This window comes from Thermaerobacter nagasakiensis (genome assembly GCF_055396825.1).
On record NZ_AP043740.1, the window covers coordinates 2,094,361 to 2,111,293 of the forward strand.

Here is a 16,933-nt window from a genome sequence, read left to right on the forward strand (position 1 = left end):
TCACCTCACCTCCCCTCGGCCGGGACGAACCGGCGGCCGGCGGCCCGCCTCCCCGGCGCCCGGCTCGCCGGAGCCCCACCCGCCTGGGGAGGCCGCCAGCCGGGCTTCCTCCTCGCTCCCCCTGCCTGCCGGGGCGGGCCCCCCGGCCGGGACCGCGGGACCGGGCCACGGGCCCGGCCCCGCGGTGTCCTGACCGCCGGCCGGCCCCGCCCGGCCGCGCAGCCGCCACACGAAGGCCAGCACTTCCGCCACGGCCACGTAGAAGGCAGCGGGGATCTCGCGCCCCACCTCCACCGCCCGGTAGAGGGCCCGGGCCAGGGCCGGTTCCTCCATCACGGGCACGCCGTGCTGCTCGGCCAGGGCTCGGATGCGCAGGGCCAGGAAGTCCACCCCCTTGGCCACAACGACCGGCGCCCCCATGCGGGCCGGGTCGTAGCGCAGGGCCACGGCCACGTGGGTCGGGTTGGTCACCACCACGTCGGCCCGGGGTACTTCCTGGAGCATGCGGCGGCGGGCCAGGTGCCGCTGCCGCTGGCGGATCCGCTGGCGTAGCACCGGGTCGCCTTCGGCTTCCTTCTGGTCCTGCTTCCACTCCTGGACCGTCATCCGCAGGGACTGCTGGTGCTCCCACCACTGGTAGGCGTAATCAGCCAGGGCCACCACCAGGTAGGCCAGGGCCCCTCGCCAGAGCAACCCCTGCAGGGACCGGCCCGCCAGGCCCAGCATCGCCGGCAGCGGCGCTCCCGTGGCCGTGATCAGCTGCATCCCGGCACCCAGCAAGGCGGGTCCCAGGGCGGCGGCCATCACCGCCAGCTTGACCGGCGCCTTCAGCAGCTCCACCAGGGCGCGGCGGGACACCAGCCGCTGCAGGCCGGCCAGGGGGTTCACCCGCTCCCAGCGGGGAGCGGCAAGACCCGGTTGAAACAGCCCCCCTGCCTGGACGAACCCGGCCGCCGCCGCGACCACCCAGCCCGCCAGGGCCAGGGGGCCGGCGGCGGCCAGGGTTCCCAGCAGCACCACCCGCCCCAGATCCGCCGCCTGGGCCACCGTCCAGTCCGCCGGCAGCGGGGCCGGGGATGGCGCCCACAGCCGCCGCGCCAGCCCCGCCACCTGCCGGGCGGCCAGGGGCACCAGCGTGCTGGCCAGGACCGCCAGCGCCAGCAGCACCAGGGCTGCCGGCAGGTCCGCGCTGCGGGCCACCTGGCCCCGGCGGCGGGCCTGCCTGAGCCGCCGGGGGGACGGGGGCAGCACCCGCTCGCCGGCAAAGAGCTGGAGCTGGATCCTTCGGAGGGGGGCCCCTGCCCCGGCGGCTGCCCCTCGGGCTGGCCAGGCGGTCCCGCCGCTCTCCCGGCCGGCCCGCCCGGCCGCCCTGGGATGGAGGCGGGCCGCCGCGGAAACACCGGCCGGGACCGCCGGGCCCGCCGGGCGCACGAGGGCAGGCGGGGTCATGGGCCCATCGCCTCCAGCAGCCGGGCCAGGAACTCGCCCAGAGGCCGGGCCAGGCCGGCCAGGGCTCCGGCCAGCGCCGGCAGGGCGGCCAGCAGGGCGACCAGGGCCACGGCCACCTGCACCGGCAGGCCCGTGATGAACACGTTGAGCTGGGGCACCGCCCGGGACACCAGGCCCAGCGCCACCATCACGGCCACCAGCACGGCCAGGACGGGGAGGCTCAACAGGAGGCCGGTGGCGAACATCCAGCCCGCCAGGTCGAGCAGCACCGGGGCACCGCCGGCCAGGCCGGCTCCCCCCGGTGGCAGGTGGCGGTAGCTGTCAGCCAGAGCCCGCAGGATCAGGTGGTGGCCGTCGGTGGCCAGCAGCAGAACCCACATGACCAGGTAGAGAAAGTGCCCCAGGACGGGCATGGACTGGCTCGAGACGGGATCGATGACCCCGCTCAGGCCGAAGCCCGCCGACAGGTCGAGCAGCTGGCCCGCCAGCTGGACGGCGGCGAAGACCAGGGCGGTGACCAGCCCCAGGGCAAGCCCCGCGGCCACCTCGGCCAGCAGGGCGGCCCCGTAACCCAGGGCCGTGGCGGGCGGCCGGGCGGGCGGCATCACCGGGTATACCACCAGGGCCAGAAGCACCGCCAGCAGCGCCCGCGCAGGCGCCGGCACCAGGCCCCCGCCGAAGGCCGGCGAGGCGACCACCAGGCCGCTGGTCCGGCCCAGGCAGAGCAGGAACCGGTTGAGTTCTGTGGTGGCGATGGCCGCCAGGTCCACCGGATCACCTCCGCCGCCGGTCCTATGCGCCGCGCACCCCCGGGCTACGGGCAGGCGCCGCCGGTCACCGGCCCCGGCTCCTGGGCCGGGGCCGGCCGGGCCGCCGCCACGGCCGCGGGGCACGGCCCCTCCCCCGCATCCCCGGTCCCCGGCCGGGATCATCCCAGGACGCCGGGGATGGATTCGTACAGCTGCACCGTGTAGCGCACCAGGGTCGCCAGCATCCACGGCCCGAAGAGCAGGAGGGCCGCCGCTGCCGCCAGGATCTTGGGAACGAAGACCAGGGTCTGCTCCGTCACCTGGGTGGCCGCCTGCAGAATGCTGATCGCCACCCCGACGGCCACCGTCAGGAGGAGCACGGGGGCGGCCACCAGAAGGCCCGTCCACAGGGCTTCCCGCCCCACCGTAAGCACCATGGCGTCGGTCATCATCCCTTTCCCCCTCGTCTACCGGACCCGGCCGGCGGCTCCCCCGGCCCCTCTCCGGCCCAACCGCCGGCCCGGGGGACACGGGCCGTGGGCCCGGTCTCCAGCCCGGCCCCTAGCCCGGCATGCCGAAGGACGCCAGCAGGGACCGGACCACCAGGTTCCAGCCGTCGACCAGCACGAACAGCAGGATCTTGAACGGCAGCGACACCAGCATGGGCGGAACCATCAACATGCCCATGGACATCAGGGTGCTGGCCACCACCATGTCGATGACCAGAAAGGGTACGTAAAGGATGAAACCGATCTGGAAGGCCGTCTTGAGCTCGCTGATGGCAAAGGCAGGAATCAGCACGTAGGTCGGGACCTGGTCGGGCGACGCCACCGGCCCCCGCCCCGACAGTTCCAGGAACAGGGCCAAGTCCCGTTCCCGGGTATAGCGGAACATGAACTCCCGCACCGGTTCCTGCGCCCGCTGCAGGGCCTCGACCTGGCCGATCCGGCCGTCCCGGTAGGGTATCCAGGCGTCCTGGTAGACCTGCTGCCAGACCGGTGCCATGACGAACACGGTCAGGAACAGGGCCAGCCCCACCAGCACCTGGTTGGGCGGGGCCTGCTGGGTACCCAGGGCGCCGCGCAGGAAGGACAGGGCGACCACGATGCGGGTGAAGCCCGTCATCATCACCAGCAGCGCCGGCGCCAGGGACAGCACGGTGAGCAGAAGCAGGATCTGCAGGGCGGCACCCAGGCCTTCCGGGCCCGTGGCCGGCTGGAGGGTGACGTTCACCTGGGGCATCATGCCGGCTCATCCTCCCGGGCCGCCCGCCGGTCCAGCAGGCTCACGCCCTGGTCGGTCACCCCGAGCAGGAGCTCGTCCCCGTGCCAGCGCACCACGCACAGGACCCGCCGGCCGCCCAGGGACACCACGGACCGGATTTCCAGATCACGCCCGCCCTGGGCAGGCTTCAACCACCGGGCCAGGGCCCGGCTCCCCCACGCGGCCGCTGCGATCACCAGCAGCGAAGCAACGAGAAACTGGATCAGGCCTGTCCACAAGGTTCCTCCGTCCCCCCGGTCTCCCCCTGGACCGGCCCCGCCTCCAGGCAGGCCCGGCCCGGCGACTCCCCGCCCGGCGACGTTGCGGCGCCCCGGCCGGCGCGGGGATCCAGCCCTCCCGCCGGCCCCCGGGCCGCCAGGGCGCGCCGGACCGCCGCCTGCAGGCGGGCAGGCTGCCACGGTTTGGCCACCACGTCGGCCGCTCCCGCCTGCCGGTAGGCCACCACGGCCGCCCGGGTGGTCAGGGCCGTGCACACCACCAGGGTGGCGCCGGGATTCATCGCCTTCAGGACAGCCAGCCAGCGGCCCGCGTCCCGGCCCCACGGAGCCGGTTCGGCCAGGACCACCCGGGCCCGCTGGAGCTGGCGGCGGATCACGGGCTCGGGTTCGGATCCGGAAAGCTCCAGCACCACGCACCCCAGGGGAGTCAGTTGCGCCCGGACCTGGCGCCGGGCAAAGGCGGCAGGGTCGATGACCACCACCGCGGGCGCCGGTCCCCCCCGAACGCCCTCCCCCGGTACCCCCTCAACGGAGGCGGCGGAGGCGCTCGCCGGGGCTGACGATGTCGGTGATGCGGATGCCGAAGTTCTCATCGATCACCACCACCTCGCCCCGGGCGATTAGGCGGCCGTTCACCAGCAGGTCCACCGGCTCGCCCGCCAGCCGGTCCAGTTCCACCACCGTGCCCGGCGCCATCTCCAGCAGTTCCCGCACCGTGCGCTGGGTCTGGCCCAGCTCCACCGTCAGTTGCAGGGGGACATCCAGCAGGAGATCCAAGGTTCCCCGGCCCGCGGCGGGCCCGGCGCCGCCTTCCCCTTCCGGCGGCCAGCCCTCGCCGGCCTCGGGACCGCCGTGCAGGGGGTAGAACCCGGCCGCCGGGCGGCTACCGGCCCCCGCGATGCCCGCCGGGGCCGGCTCGGCTGCGGCCGCCGCCTGGGCCGGGCCGCTGCCCCGGCCGGCACCGGTCGGTCCCTCCGCGCCCGGCCCGCCCGCCGGGCTGGCCTCCTCCTGGAAGGCGGCAGGCGGGGTCGCGGCCGGCAGAGCGGAGGGGCGCCTGCCCGTGGCTTCCCCGGCTCCGGCGGAGGGGCCCGTCGCGACGGGGGAGGCCTCCTGGGGCCCGGCGGACCCCGATGCCCCGCCGGCGGATCCGGCAGCTGCGGGGGGAGGGCCGTCGGATCCGGCAGCACCTCCGGCCGCGCCTCCCGTACCGGCCGGGGCGCCCCGGGCCGGGTCGTCCCCGCCGGCGGGGCCGGCCCCGCTCCCCTCCTCGGCCAGGCTGCGCACCAGGGCATCAATTTCCTCCTGCGACAGCATCTCCCACTCGCCCGTGCCCATGGCCGCGTTCCTCCTCTACCCGTTCCACCACCTGCACCGCCAGCCGTTGCCTGTGCTGGCCGGGAAGACCCCGGAACTTGAGCCGGCCGCCCACCAGGATGTCGACCAGGCTGCCGGCCCGGGTATCCAGCGGCAGCACGTGCCCCGGCGCCAGGTCCAGCAGCTGCCGGACCGTCAGCTGGGCCCGCCCCAGGACCACCTGCACCGGCAGCGGCACCTGGCGCAGGCCTTCTTCCCACTGCTCCCGGGACCGCGCCTGGCTGCGGGTCTCCCGGGCGTAGTACTGGTGCACGGCCAGCCGCGGCAGCAGGGGCTCCAGCAGGGGATAAGGCAAGCAGATCCGCCAGGCTCCCTCCTGCTGGCCGAACCGGACCGAGAGCACCACCCGCACGACGATCTCGTTGGGCGCCTGGACCTGGACGAACAGGGGGTTGGCGGCCACCGTGACCAGCTCGCCCTGCACCTGGACGAGCTGGCTCCACCCCTCGGCGACGGATCCCAGCAGCCCCTGCAGGATTGCCCGCATGACCACCGTCTCGATCTCCGTCAGGCCGCGGCCGGTGGCCGAGCCCGTGCCCGGACCGCCGAACAGGCGGTCCACCATGGGAAAGGCGATGGAGGGCTCCACGTCCATGACGGCGCTGCTCTCCAGGGGCGGCAGGTTGAAGACCGCCAGCACCGTAGGGTTGGAGAGGCCGGTGATGAACTCACCGTAGGTCGTCTCCTCCACCTCCAGCACCGCCACCTCGACCACCGTGCGCAGCTGGCCCGACAAGAAGCCCGTCGCCAGCCGGGCCACGTTCTCGTGGACCATGGCCAGGGTGCGCAACTGCTCCTTGGAGAACTTGTCCGGGCGCCGGAAGTCGTAGAGCCGGACCACCGGAGCCCTCCGGACGCCCTTGCGGCGCACGCCCTGGTTCAAGCAGCAGCCCTCCTCCCGCCCGTGCTCTGCAGGCCCCTACTGGACGATCAGGTCCGTGATCAGCACGTCCTGAATGGGCAACCCGCTCCCGGGGGCATGTCCACCGGTTCCAGATCCGGCAGGAAGGCCGGACCCCGCCCCCGGGTTACCCTGGCCGTGGCCGGAGCCGCCGCCCTGTCCGGCCAGGACGGCCCGCAGCGCCTGCTGCAGCCGGTCCATGCCGCCGGCTCCGGCCAGGTCGGCCGCGGTCATCCCGCGCAGGACCCGGTAGACCTGATGGCGCACCTCGGCCATGCCGCCGTGCTCCAGCGCCTTGGCCGCCTCCTCCCCTGCCACCCGGAGGACCAGGGCCACCTGGACCACCCGACCATCCCGCAGGTTGGTGGTAAAGGGCTCCAGGGCCACGTCCACCGGCTCCGGCGGGGGCGGGGGCTCCCCCGCCCCCGCCCGGGTGGCGGCCCACCAGGTGCCCGCCGCGGCGGCCACCGCCGTCACCACCACGATCAACAGCAACCGGACTTTGCCTTTCACCTGGGGTCACCGTCCTCGTGCCCGGTGGACCCGGCGGCCAGGGCGGGCGAGGCCGGGGCGCAGGACGCCCCTGCCCCTCCCGGTCCCCCGGCCGACGCCAGGATGCGCCGCCGGTAGGCCACCACCCGCTCGATCACCCGTTCCACGGGTTCCCGCACCACCAGGCGCCGGCCCGTGGTCAGCGTGATCACCGTATCGGGCGTGGCCTCCAGGGTCTCGATCAGCTCCGCGTTGACCACCACTTCCCGGCCGTCCAGGCGGGTCACCGGCACCACCGGGGCTCCCTCCCGTCACCTGCGGCCGCTGAGGCCGGGTCCCCGCCGCGGCATCCGGCGGGCCGGGCTCTCAGCCGGCCGGCTTACCGCTTGAGGTTGACCAGCTCCTGCAGCATCTCGTCGGAGGTGGTGATGACCCGGGAGTTGGCCTGGAAGCCCCGCTGGGTCACGATCATGTCGACGAACTCCCGGGACAGGTCGACGTTGGACATCTCCAGGGCCCCCGGGGTGACGGAGCCGCGCCCGCCGGTGCCCGCCTCCCCGATCCGGGCCACCCCGGAGTTGTTGGATTCCCAGTAGAGGTTGCCGTCGCGCAGCAGGCCGGCCGGATTGGCGAAGGCGGCCAGGGCCACCTGGGCGATGGGCTGGGTCATCCCGTTGGAGAAGGTGCCGGTGATGGTGCCCGATGCATCGACGCTGAAGGACGTCAGCTCCCCGGCGGGATAACCGTCGGCCGTGGCCTCGGCGGTGAACGGCCCGGCGTACTGGGTCAAGCCGGCAAAGTCGACGGTCAGGGTCATGGGGTCGGCGCCGGGCGGGTTGAAATCCACGGTGCCCGGGCTGCCGGCCGTGAGAAGCCCCGCGCTGCTGAAGGTCAGGGTGCCCGAGCCGAGGGAGGTGGCCGGGTCGGCGGCCGCGGCGGCGTCCCACGACCACTGGTTCGGCCCGGTACGGGTGAAGGTGAAGATCAGCGTATGGGGATTCCCCAGCGAGTCGTAGACGTCGATGGCCTGGGTCAGGGGACTGGACGTGGGTGCCGTGGCATCCAGGTTGCTGGACCACGTCACCCGGGTGCTGGCCTGGGCCGGTACGGCCAGGTCCACGGGAACGCGGACGGCGCCCAGGTTGAGGGCGTCCCGGGCCGGCAGCACACCGCCCTGGGCCTGCCAGCCCAGGACCCGCAGGCCATCGGCATTCACCAGGTACCCCTCGGCATCCAGCCGGAAGTCGCCGGCCCGGGTGTAGGCGTAGCCGCCCGTGGCGTCCTGCAGCACGAAGAACCCGTCGCCCTGGATGGCCATGTCCGTGACCACGCCCGTCACCTGGGGGTTGCCGGCCTGGTGGATCACGTCGATCCCGCCCAGGGCCGTGCCCAGGCCGATCTGGATCGGGTTGGTCCCGCCCCGGGCCGGCCCGGCGGGCGCCGAGGCCCCCCGCAGGGTCTGGTTGAACAGCTCCTTGAAGGTCACGCGGCTCGACTTGTAGCCCACGGTGTTGACGTTGGCGATGTTGTTGCCGACCACATCCATCCGGAGCTGGTGGTTCTGAAGCCCCGAGATGCCGGCGTACAGCGAGCGCATCATGGCGCCTCACCCTCCCTCAAGGTCATTCCCCTGCCGGGCCTTCCCCCACGCGACCGGCCCGGCCCCGTGGCCGGCCCCGGTTCCCGCCGGGGCCTCCGGCGGCCCCAGGCGGGCCCGTTCCTCACCGCTCTCCCGCCGGTGCCCGCCGCCTCACGCCGTCACCGGGCGCCCCGGCGGCCCGCCCGCGGGCTCCGCCTCACCCGCCAGACGCAGGGCCAGCACGTCGGCCCAGGCCACGGGCTGGCCGTCGATCATCAGGCCCGGTGCGGCAGGATCCATCCGCACCCCCGTGACCGTGCCGGTCCGGGTCCCCTGGGCGGTGGTGATCTCCACCGTCCGGCCCAGCAGGGGCAGGGCCGAAAGCCCGCTGAGGGCCGCCCGCAGGGCCCGGGTCTCCTCCAGCTGGGTGAGCTGGGCCAGCTGGGCCACAAAGGCGGTGTCCTGCATGGGTTGCAGCGGGTCCTGATAGCGCAGCTGGGCCGCCAGCAACCGAAAGAAGGCGTCGGGTGCCAGCCCGCCCGGACCGCCCGGGCCGGACGGGCCGGCCGCGCCGCCGGTGCCACCTGGGCCGGAACCCGCCACCGCGGTCGTCGCTTGTACCGTACTGCTGGTTATGGCCATCCCGGCCACCTCCCCACCTCCCCACTTCCTAGATCCGGACGTCCAGCCGCCCGCGGCCCCCTCCCGGTAAGGCCGCCGTGCCGGGGCGGGCAGAAGGAACATCCCCCTCGGGGCCGGGGCCGGCCGCGCTTGGGACCCCGCCTGCGGCCCAGGCCCAGACCGTGCCCGGGCCACCCTGGCCGCCCGGCCCCTGCTGCCCGGCCTGGCCGGGCGCCCCGCCGGCTGCCAGCCCCACTTCGAGACCCTGAATCTGGTAGCCGCGGGCGGTCAGGGCCTGGCGGAGTTCGTCCAGGTGACGCTGGACCAGGGCCAGGGTGTCGGGGTGGAACACCGTGAGGCGGGCCGCCAGCACGCTGCCGTCCCCCGCGACCTCCACGTGCAGGGGTCCCAGGTGGGCCGGAGCCAGTTCCAGTCGCAACCGGTGCCGGTCGCCTGTCCGGTGCCAATCGAGCCCTTCGATCCAGCGGGCCACCGCCGCCGCCCACCGGCCGGCGTCCACGGGGCCGCCGCCCGCCGCACCCGGCAGCCCCGCCGCCGCCGGCGAGGCCATCCCCGGGGCCGCGGCAGCCGCCGGTGCCAGGGGCTCCCCTTCACCTCTTCCCGGCGGCGCAAGCGGCCGGCCCGCGCCGGCCGCTTGCGCCGCGGCCGGGCCGCCGGGGATGCCGGTCCCCTGGGAGACCGGCACCACGACCCCGGCCGCCCCCGGCAGCAGCGGCCCAGCCTGGCCCGCAGGCAGGCTCGCCATGCCGGCGGCCGCCGCCGCATGGCCGGAGGCCGGCCCAGGCCACCCTGGGCCGTAAGCTTCCACCCCGGCCACCGGCCCCGCGGCCGCTGGGGCCGGGGCCGGTGGGCCGCTCGCCGCGGCAGCCATCGCACCCGTCATCGCCAGCGGGGTGGCCCCGGCCTTGCCGTCCCCTGCCGCCGGTCCGCCGCCTCCGGCCGGGAGCCCGGCACCGGGTTGCCCGGGCCACGAGACCGGGGCCGGGGCCGGCGTCTCCGGCCGGCCGCCGCCGGGGACGCCGCCGGGTCCGGCGGCACCGCCGGCGGCAGCGTCCGGTCCGGTGGCCGCGTCCGCCCCCCCCGCCGCCGGAACCGGCGTTCCGTGTCCCGGCGGCTCAAGGGACCCCCCTGCCCCACCCATCGCCCCGGCTCCTGGCACCGGGCCGGCAGCCGGGCCGGTGGGGCCTGGGGTCGTTCCGGCGCCGGAAGGGGCGGTGGCGGCTGCCCCTATGGTCCCCGCCGCGGGCCGGGCGTGGCCGCCCGCGGGTCCTGCGGATTCCGCCGGGCCGGCCTTGCCCTGGGAGGCGCTGCCGGCCTCGCGGGCCGGGGAAAGGCTCCGGCCTCCCGCCGTGCCGCCGGCGGCAGCGGGATCGGGTGACCCGGTCGCCAGGGCATCCCGGCCCGCTCCTTCGGCCCCTCCCGGCCCTGGTGCCCCACCGGGGGCTCCGCCGGGCGCGGCCCCGGGTCCGCCGTCCTGCGCCTCGCCGACCTTCAGCCGGCTGCCGCCTTCGCTTGCCGTCCCGGCCTCCGGCGCCGTACCGGACCTGGCGGCAGCCTCCCGGGGTTCGAATCCGCCCGCTGCACCCCCCCGCGCCGGTAGCCCTGCCGGCCGCGGCCCGGCCCCTTCACGGGTGCCGCCCCCCCCTTCCACCGCAACCGCCCCGGTCTCGCGACCCCGGGCACGGGATTGGAGGCCGGCCCCAGCCTGGCCGCCGGGAGCCGGCATGAAACCCAGGGGAAACAGGGCCGCGACCAGCCCCATGACCTCTCCGCCGGCGACACGGCGGGCGTCACGGCCGCCGTCCTCTCCAGATCCCGCACTGGCGGAGCCGGCGGGGGCCATGCCGCCCGCCGGACCAGGGGAACTGGCCCGCCCGGTCCGAGCCTGGTCCAGCAGCTCGGCGAAGACCTCTCCCGGCCGCCGTCCCGCCGCCGGCACCTGGGGGCCCCCGGCGTCGCGGGTGCCGCCCGGAACCGCCGCCCCCGTTCCCGCGGCGCCGGCGGTCGCTGGCCCCCATCGCACCGGCGCCGCCACCGGCCCATCACCACGGGTCATGGCCCGTCGCCTCCTCCCTCGCCGCCCGGCGACCCGCCACCTCGTCCAGATGGGCCTGCTCCCGCCGCGCCGCCTCCAGGCGCTGCCGCCGCTGGTGGCGGTCGTAGAGCCGCTCGCAGGCCTGTTCCTCCCGCCGGGCCGCGACGGCCGCCTGCTGGCGGGTTTCGGCCTCGCGCCGCAGGACCTGGGCTCGCCCGGCCGCCGCCTGGCAGCGGAGCCCCAGATGCTCCAGTTCCCGCCAGCGGGCCACCATCTCCAAGGCCGGCCGGGCCGGCCCCACGGCCGCCAGCTGGCCCGCCGCCTGCCGCCGCTGGGCCTCCAGCAGGGTCGCTTCCTCTTGCGCCTGCTGGGCGCGGGCCTGCCAGCGACCCCACTCCCCCAGCCGGGCCAGGGCCTCCAGGCGGCGTACGTCCCATACCCGTTGCAAGCGGAACGGCTCCCGGCTTGCCATGGCCACCCCCCACCCCTGCTGCTCCTCCTGGATCCTCAGGCCCGCTGCTCGCCGGCGGCCTCCCCGCCGGCCACCTCCTGGAGCCGGGCCACCGTATCGGCAAAGGAAGCCGCCTCGTCGCGCCCCTGGGCGAGAAAGGCCCGGATGGCCGGCATGCGCTCCAGGGCCCGGTCGACGTCGGGGTTGGTGCCCCGCTGGTAGGCGCCGATCTCCACCAGGTCGCGGGCCTCCCGGTAGGCGCCCAGCCACCTCCGCAGCCGCTGGGCCGCCGCCCAGTGGGCCGCATCGACCAGCTCCGGCATCAGGCGGCTGACGCTGGCCAGCACGTCCACCGCGGGGAACTGACCCTCCTCGGCCAGCTGGCGGGAAAGGACGATGTGGCCGTCCAGAGTTCCCCGCACCGCGTCGGCGACGGGCTCGTTGAAGTCGTCCCCATCCACCAGCACCGTGTAGAAGCCGGTGATGCTGCCCCGGTCCCCGGTCCCCGCCCGCTCCAGCAGCCGCGGCAGGGCGGCGAAGACCGACGGCGGGTAGCCGCGGGTGGCCGGCGGCTCGCCCACGGCCAGGCCCACCTCCCGCAGGGCCATGGCGTAGCGGGTCACCGAGTCCATCACCAGCAGCACGTGGCGGCCCCGGTCACGGAAGAACTCGGCAATGGCCGTGGCCACCTGGGCCGCCTTGATGCGCACCAGGGCCGGCCGGTCGGCGGTGGCCGCCACCACCACCGTGCGCCGCCGGCTGCCGGCCAGGTGGTGGTCGACGAAGTCCCGCACCTCCCGGTTCCGCTCGCCGATCAGGGCCACCACCACCACGTCCGCCGCCGTGTGCCGGGTCATCATGGCCAGGAGGGTGCTCTTCCCCACGCCGCTGCCGGCGAAGATGCCCACCCGCTGGCCCCGGCCGCAGGTCAGCAGGGCGTCGATGGCGCGAACCCCCACGGGCAAGGGCTCCCGGATGGGCCGGCGGGCCAGGGGCGGCGGGGGGTCGGCTTCCGCCGGGTACCAGGCTTCCGCCGCCACCGGACCCTGGCCGTCCAGGGGCCGGCCGAGCCCGTCCAGCACCCGGCCCAGCAGGCCCTCGCCCACGGCCACCCGGAACCCCTGGCCTGTGGCCTCCACCCGGCTGCCCGGCCGGATGGCCCGGGCATCACCCAGGGGCATCAGCAGGGTGCGGGCACCGCGAAACCCCACCACTTCGGCCGGCACCGGCGGCCGTCCCGGCCGGTCGATCCAGCAAAGCTCCCCCAGGGAGCTCACGGGGCCCCGGGCCTCGACCGCCAGGCCGACCACCTGTTCCACCCAGCCCTGGCAGGGCCGTGGTTCGGCCGCCTGCACGGCCTCCTTCAGCCGGCCCCAGTCCAGGAGCCCACCGGACCCCTGCGCCTCTTGAAGGTCGGGGCCCGGCGCAGCCCCGGCTCCGGGCCCGCCCGGGAGACCGGGCCGGGTGGCGGCGGCCGGCACCGTCATGCTCCTTCCCTCCCCTCCGGGGCGGCACCGGCCCGGACCCTGGCCGCCTCCTCGTCGGCGATGACATCCGGCTCGGAGTCCGCCCCGCCCCCGGGTCCGGCCTCCCGAAGGGCCCGACCGAGGCGCTGCATCTGGGCCTCCACCCGGCCGTCGATGAGCCCCCGGGGCGTCTCCACCCGGTAGTCGCCGGGCGCCAGGGTCAAATCGGCCACCAGCTCCACGCCAGCGGGCAGGGGCGACGCCTCCTCCAGCCGGGCCAGGCTCTCGGGATGCACCAGCACCCGGGCCCCCTCGCTCCCCAGCCGGGCCAGGGCCGCCTCGATCTGGCGGCGCAGGGCGGTAGCATCGACCGCCAGGGCCTCGCCCGCCACCCGGCGGGCCAGGACCAGGACCAGCTCCAGCACGGGCCCTGCGGACGCCTCGACCAGCCGCCGGTAGGCGGCGGCCAGTTCCTCCCGCTGGCGGGCCGCCTGTTCCTCCAGTTGCCGGCAGGCCGCCTCCCACCGCGCCCGGCCTTCCTGCTCGCCCCGGCGGAAGCCCTCCTCCCGCGCCTGGCGGCACAGGGCGTCCGCCTCGCGTCGGGCCTTCTCCAGGTGGGCGGCCGCCGCCCGCCTGGCCCTCCGGAGCCAGCGGCGGACCCGCCGGCCGGCCGCCGCCTGGGCAGCTGCCGGCAACGGGCCGGCAGCCGGGCCGGCCTCCGTCGGGGCAGCGGCCTCGCCCGCAGGGGCAGGGGCCACCGTCCCGCCCGCCGGGCCCACGGACTGCCAGTTCACCGGCCGGTGCCCGGGGGCCGCCGCGCCTGCGCCGGGCAGGGACCCCAGCACCGGCCAGCGGGCGGGAACCGGCCGCCGGGCGTCTCCCACCCTAGACGACCACTTCATCCTGGCCACCCCGCGCGATGACGATCTCGCCCTCTTCTTCCAGGCGGCGGATGATGTTGACGATCTTCTGCTGGGCCTCTTCCACGTCGCGGAGGCGCACGGGCCCGAGGTAGGAGAGGTTTTCCTGGAGGATCTCCACGGCCCGCTGGGACAGGTTGCGGAAGATCTTCTGCTTGACATCCTCGCTGACGGCCTTGAGGGCCAGGGGCAGATCCTCGTTGAGGTCGACCTCCCGGAGCACCCGCTGCAGGGACCGGTCGTCCAGCAGCACGATGTCCTCGAAGACGAACATCCGCTTCTTGATCTCCTCGGCCAGCTCGGGGTCGGTGACCTCCAGGACCTCCATGATGCTGCGCTCGGTGCCGCGGTCCACGTTGTTCAGCACCTGGACCACGGCCTGCAGCCCCCCCGCGACGGTGCCCTCCTCGCCCAGGACCGACGACAGCTTGCGTTCCAGGACCCGCTCCACCTCCCGGATCAGCTCGGGCGAGGTGCGCTCCATCAGGGCCAGGCGGCGGGCCACGTCGGCCCGGCGCTCGGGCGGCAGGCCGCTGAGGACGACGGCGGCCTGTTCCGGATGGAGGTAGGCGAGGATCAGGGCGATGGTCTGGGGGTGCTCCTGCTGGATGAAGTTCAGGATCTGCAGCGGGTCGGCCCGGCGCACGAACTCGAAGGGCCGGACCTGCAGGGTCGCGGTGAGGCGGTTGATCACCTCCGCCGCCCGCTGGTGGCCCAAGGCCTGCACCAGCAGCTCCCTGGCATAGTCGATGCCGCCCTGGGCGATGTAGGCGTGGGCCAGGGCCAGATCCCGGCACTCCTCCAGCACCGCCAGCCGCTGTTCGGGAGCGACCCGGTCGGTGTTGGCGATCTCCAGGGTGAGCTGTTCGATCTCCTCCTCCCGCAGGTAGCGGAAGACCCGGGCGGCCAGCTCCGGCCCCAGGGAGATCATCAGGATCGCGGCCTTGCGCCGCGGCGACAGGTCGCGGGCCGCCTCCCGGAGGGCAGGCCGGCCACCGGCGGCCGCCGCACCGGCCCCCGGCTCCGCCGCGATGCCGCCCTCCGGACCCTCGGCCACCTCCGCGGCGACCGGCGCCGCCGGGGCCCTGATCCCACCCCGGGGCGTACCCCCGGCCACCGCCGTGCCGGCCCTTGCCACCGCAACCTGCCTTGTCGCCATGGCCATCGCCTCCTCCCCCGCCCGCGCCGGGCCTGGCCGTCCTGATCCTGCTCAGGCCGTCCTGACCGCCGCCGTCAGTTGGCGGACCGCTCGGCCAGCCAGCTGCGGATCACCTGGGCCACGTGCTCCGGCTGGTTCTTCACCAGCTCGCTGACCTGCTCGAGGACCGTGGCCTCCGCCGCCTTGCCGTTGGCACCCGTCGCCGCGGCCCCGGCCGGTCCCGGAACGGGTCCGCCGGGGCCGGGTACGGCCGCGGTGCCCCGCCCGGCCGGACCGGCCGCCACCGTGCCGCCGGTGCTCCCCGGCACGGCGGGTAACCCGTGACCGGCGGCTTGTGCTTCCAGGAGCCGGCGGGCGAGCCGCCGGCGCCGCCAGGCGGCCACCAGGAGGACCAGGGCCAGCAGCGCCAGCCCCCCCGCGCCGGCCAGCAGGGCCACCCGCCGGGTCGCTTCCCGGGCCTGCCGCTCCTCCTCCAGGGACTGCTGCAGGCGGTCGGCCACCGTGGTGTCGAAGGGCATGGCCACCACCTCGACCTGGTCCTGGCGCTGGGGGTCGCTGCCGATGGCCGCGGCCACCGCCTGCTGGAGGGCCTGCCGCCGCTCGGGAGTGAGATCGCCGTTGACCACCACGGCCACCGACAGGCGCCGGACCGCACCCGGGGCCACCTGCACCCGGTCGACCACCTGGTTGACCTCGTAGTTGGCCGTCCGCTCGCTGCGCTGGTAGTCACCGGTGCCGCCGCCCACCTGGGGATAGGTGGGGATGTTGCTGTCCCCCGGCACCCCGCCCGGTGCGGGCTGGCCGGTGAAGGTCTCCTGCAGCTCCTGGATGGACCGCAGGATGCCCTGGCCGCCGTCGGCCGGGGGCTCGAAAAGGTGCCGCTCCACCACCTGCTGGTCGAAGTTGAGCTCCGCATTGACCCGGGCGATGACGTTGCCCGGGCCCAGGACCTGCTCCAGCAGGGTCTGGAGGCTGCGCTGCAGCTCCGCCTCGAAGCGGCGTTCCACCTCGAAGCGGTCACCCGGCACCACGGCGGTCCCTTCCTGGGCCAGCTCCACTCCGGCCGAGAGCAGGCGGCCGGTGGTATCCACCACCGTCACGTCTTCGGGCTTCAGGCCTTCCACCGCCGACGCGACCAGGTGCATGATGGACCGCACCTGCTCGGGCTCGAGCTCCGCCCCTGGTTTCAGCTGGACCAGCACCGCCGCCGTGGCAGGCCGCTGCTGGCTGACAAAGGGGCTGCGCTCGGGCCGCACTACGTGGACCCGCGCCGCCTCGACCCCCTCCAGCCGGCCGATGGTACGGGCCAGCTCGCCCTGGAGCCCCCGCAGGTACTGCACCTGCCGCTCGAACTCCGTGGCACCCATCGGCATGTTCTCCAGAAGCTCCAGGCCCACCGTCCCCTGGCGCGGCAGGCCCTGGGCGGCCAGGTCCAGGCGCAGCCGGTCGACCTGTTCCGCGGGCACCAGAATGGCCTGCCCCCCCTGGGCCAGCTGGAAGGGGATGCCTTGCTCCTCCAGCTGGTCGGCGATGGCCGCGGCGTCGGTGGGGTCCAGCTGGGTGAACAGGGGGGCCCACTGGGGCCCGCTGCGCCCTGCCAGGGCCAGCGCCACCAAACCGGCCAGGGCCAGAGCCGCCGCCGAGACCACCACCCACCGGGCCGCCGGCCTGAGCTTCCGGAACCAGGCCATGAATTGCTGGGGAAGCTGCCGCACCTGTGCCAGGGGCATGGAGGATTCCGCCGCCTCCTCGACCGACCGCGACCCTGCCTTCCGGCCCCGTGCCGCTCATCCCGCCGGCCGCCGCAGGGCCGCACCCGTCACACGGGCATGCGCATGATCTCCTGGTAAGCCTCCAGCGCCTTGTTCCGCAGCTGTACCGCCAGTTCGATGGCCAGCCGCGCTTTCTCGCTGGCCACCATGACCTGGGACAGGTCCTGGACCTGGCCCGTCACCAGGCGCCGGGCCATGGCGTCGGCCTCGCCGGCCGCGCCCTCCAGCTGCTGGAGGGCGCGGGCCAGTTCCTGCAGGAAGCTGGGTCCCACGCCACCGGGCCCGGTGGAACCGGCCGCCGGGCCGTCGCCCGCGGCCGCAGCCGCCGCCCTTCCGGACGGTCCGAAGGTCCCGCCCAGGCCGGTCGCCGGGGAAGAACCGGGCCAGGCGACGTTGCCGGGGGCTTGGACACCCCATGGGTTCATGGCTCAGACCTCCTCCG

At 75.6% G+C, this 16,933-nt stretch carries 18 protein-coding genes and 1 pseudogene; all 19 read right to left on the bottom strand.

Translation table 11 applies throughout. From position 1 onward, the window contains the following. The 19 genes and pseudogenes from ACZ5T9_RS08935 to fliE all read right to left on the bottom strand — a co-directional run bounded on the left by ACZ5T9_RS08935 (position 1) and on the right by fliE (position 16,916). Positions 1 to 1,449 (bottom strand): EscU/YscU/HrcU family type III secretion system export apparatus switch protein, encoded by a 1,449-nt coding sequence (locus ACZ5T9_RS08935; RefSeq protein ID WP_464832692.1) that lies wholly within the window; start codon positions 1,447 to 1,449, stop codon positions 1 to 3. Then, positions 1,446 to 2,219: a flagellar biosynthetic protein FliR gene (gene fliR, locus ACZ5T9_RS08940; RefSeq protein WP_006904958.1), complete on the bottom strand. Its 774-nt coding sequence runs from the start codon at positions 2,217 to 2,219 to the stop codon at positions 1,446 to 1,448. Before fliR ends, ACZ5T9_RS08935 begins: the two co-directional genes overlap by 4 nt. Positions 2,220 to 2,377: 158 nt before the next feature. After that, positions 2,378 to 2,650: a flagellar biosynthesis protein FliQ gene (fliQ, locus tag ACZ5T9_RS08945; RefSeq protein ID WP_006904959.1), complete on the bottom strand. Its 273-nt coding sequence runs from the start codon at positions 2,648 to 2,650 to the stop codon at positions 2,378 to 2,380. 109 nt (positions 2,651 to 2,759) lie between these two features. Then, positions 2,760 to 3,443 (bottom strand): flagellar type III secretion system pore protein FliP, encoded by a 684-nt coding sequence (fliP, locus tag ACZ5T9_RS08950; protein WP_006904960.1) that lies wholly within the window; start codon positions 3,441 to 3,443, stop codon positions 2,760 to 2,762. Next, entirely contained in the window at positions 3,440 to 3,700 is a 261-nt protein-coding gene (locus ACZ5T9_RS08955) for a FliO/MopB family protein (protein WP_158556089.1), read from the bottom strand. The genes fliP and ACZ5T9_RS08955 overlap by 4 nt, the downstream gene beginning before the upstream one ends. Next, positions 3,685 to 4,182, bottom strand: coding sequence for a DNA-binding transcriptional response regulator (locus ACZ5T9_RS08960; RefSeq protein WP_006904962.1), 498 nt, complete (start codon positions 4,180 to 4,182; stop codon positions 3,685 to 3,687). Before ACZ5T9_RS08960 ends, ACZ5T9_RS08955 begins: the two co-directional genes overlap by 16 nt. A gap of 43 nt (positions 4,183 to 4,225) precedes the next feature. Further along, positions 4,226 to 4,480: pseudogene (fliN, locus tag ACZ5T9_RS08965) on the bottom strand (flagellar motor switch protein FliN); the annotation flags it as partial. Between the two features lie 511 nt (positions 4,481 to 4,991). Then, a complete protein-coding gene (gene fliM, locus ACZ5T9_RS08970; RefSeq protein WP_464832694.1) occupies positions 4,992 to 5,957 on the bottom strand; it encodes a flagellar motor switch protein FliM in 966 nt (321 codons plus the stop codon). Positions 5,958 to 5,993: 36 nt separating this feature from the next. Then, positions 5,994 to 6,488: a flagellar basal body-associated FliL family protein gene (locus ACZ5T9_RS08975; protein ID WP_464832696.1), complete on the bottom strand. Its 495-nt coding sequence runs from the start codon at positions 6,486 to 6,488 to the stop codon at positions 5,994 to 5,996. Beyond that, positions 6,485 to 6,763: a flagellar FlbD family protein gene (locus ACZ5T9_RS08980; protein WP_464832698.1), complete on the bottom strand. Its 279-nt coding sequence runs from the start codon at positions 6,761 to 6,763 to the stop codon at positions 6,485 to 6,487. The genes ACZ5T9_RS08975 and ACZ5T9_RS08980 overlap by 4 nt, the downstream gene beginning before the upstream one ends. Positions 6,764 to 6,846: 83 nt before the next feature. Further along, positions 6,847 to 8,067 carry a flagellar hook protein FlgE gene (locus ACZ5T9_RS08985; protein WP_464832699.1) on the bottom strand — a complete coding sequence of 407 codons (1,221 nt, stop codon included), beginning with the start codon at positions 8,065 to 8,067 and terminating at the stop codon, positions 6,847 to 6,849. A 150-nt stretch (positions 8,068 to 8,217) separates the two neighbouring features. Continuing rightward, on the bottom strand, positions 8,218 to 8,688 hold the full coding sequence (locus tag ACZ5T9_RS08990; RefSeq protein ID WP_464834426.1) for a flagellar hook capping FlgD N-terminal domain-containing protein: 471 nt from the start codon (positions 8,686 to 8,688) through the stop codon (positions 8,218 to 8,220). A 28-nt stretch (positions 8,689 to 8,716) separates the two neighbouring features. Next, positions 8,717 to 9,433 (bottom strand): flagellar hook-length control protein FliK, encoded by a 717-nt coding sequence (locus ACZ5T9_RS08995; RefSeq protein WP_464832700.1) that lies wholly within the window; start codon positions 9,431 to 9,433, stop codon positions 8,717 to 8,719. Positions 9,434 to 10,730: 1,297 nt separating this feature from the next. Beyond that, positions 10,731 to 11,195 (bottom strand): flagellar FliJ family protein, encoded by a 465-nt coding sequence (locus tag ACZ5T9_RS09000; RefSeq protein ID WP_464834427.1) that lies wholly within the window; start codon positions 11,193 to 11,195, stop codon positions 10,731 to 10,733. Between the two features lie 35 nt (positions 11,196 to 11,230). Further along, the gene (locus tag ACZ5T9_RS09005; RefSeq protein ID WP_464832701.1) at positions 11,231 to 12,661 is read right to left on the bottom strand and encodes a FliI/YscN family ATPase; all 1,431 of its coding nucleotides are present in this window, start codon (positions 12,659 to 12,661) and stop codon (positions 11,231 to 11,233) included. Further along, positions 12,658 to 13,542 carry a FliH/SctL family protein gene (locus ACZ5T9_RS09010; RefSeq protein WP_464832702.1) on the bottom strand — a complete coding sequence of 295 codons (885 nt, stop codon included), beginning with the start codon at positions 13,540 to 13,542 and terminating at the stop codon, positions 12,658 to 12,660. Before ACZ5T9_RS09010 ends, ACZ5T9_RS09005 begins: the two co-directional genes overlap by 4 nt. Next, on the bottom strand, positions 13,526 to 14,491 hold the full coding sequence (fliG, locus tag ACZ5T9_RS09015; protein ID WP_464834428.1) for a flagellar motor switch protein FliG: 966 nt from the start codon (positions 14,489 to 14,491) through the stop codon (positions 13,526 to 13,528). The genes ACZ5T9_RS09010 and fliG overlap by 17 nt, the downstream gene beginning before the upstream one ends. A gap of 302 nt (positions 14,492 to 14,793) precedes the next feature. Continuing rightward, positions 14,794 to 16,449 (bottom strand): flagellar basal-body MS-ring/collar protein FliF, encoded by a 1,656-nt coding sequence (gene fliF, locus ACZ5T9_RS09020; RefSeq protein WP_464832703.1) that lies wholly within the window; start codon positions 16,447 to 16,449, stop codon positions 14,794 to 14,796. Between the two features lie 89 nt (positions 16,450 to 16,538). Then, the gene (gene fliE, locus ACZ5T9_RS09025) at positions 16,539 to 16,916 is read right to left on the bottom strand and encodes a flagellar hook-basal body complex protein FliE (protein WP_006904974.1); all 378 of its coding nucleotides are present in this window, start codon (positions 16,914 to 16,916) and stop codon (positions 16,539 to 16,541) included. Between the last annotated feature and the right edge of the window lie 17 nt (positions 16,917 to 16,933).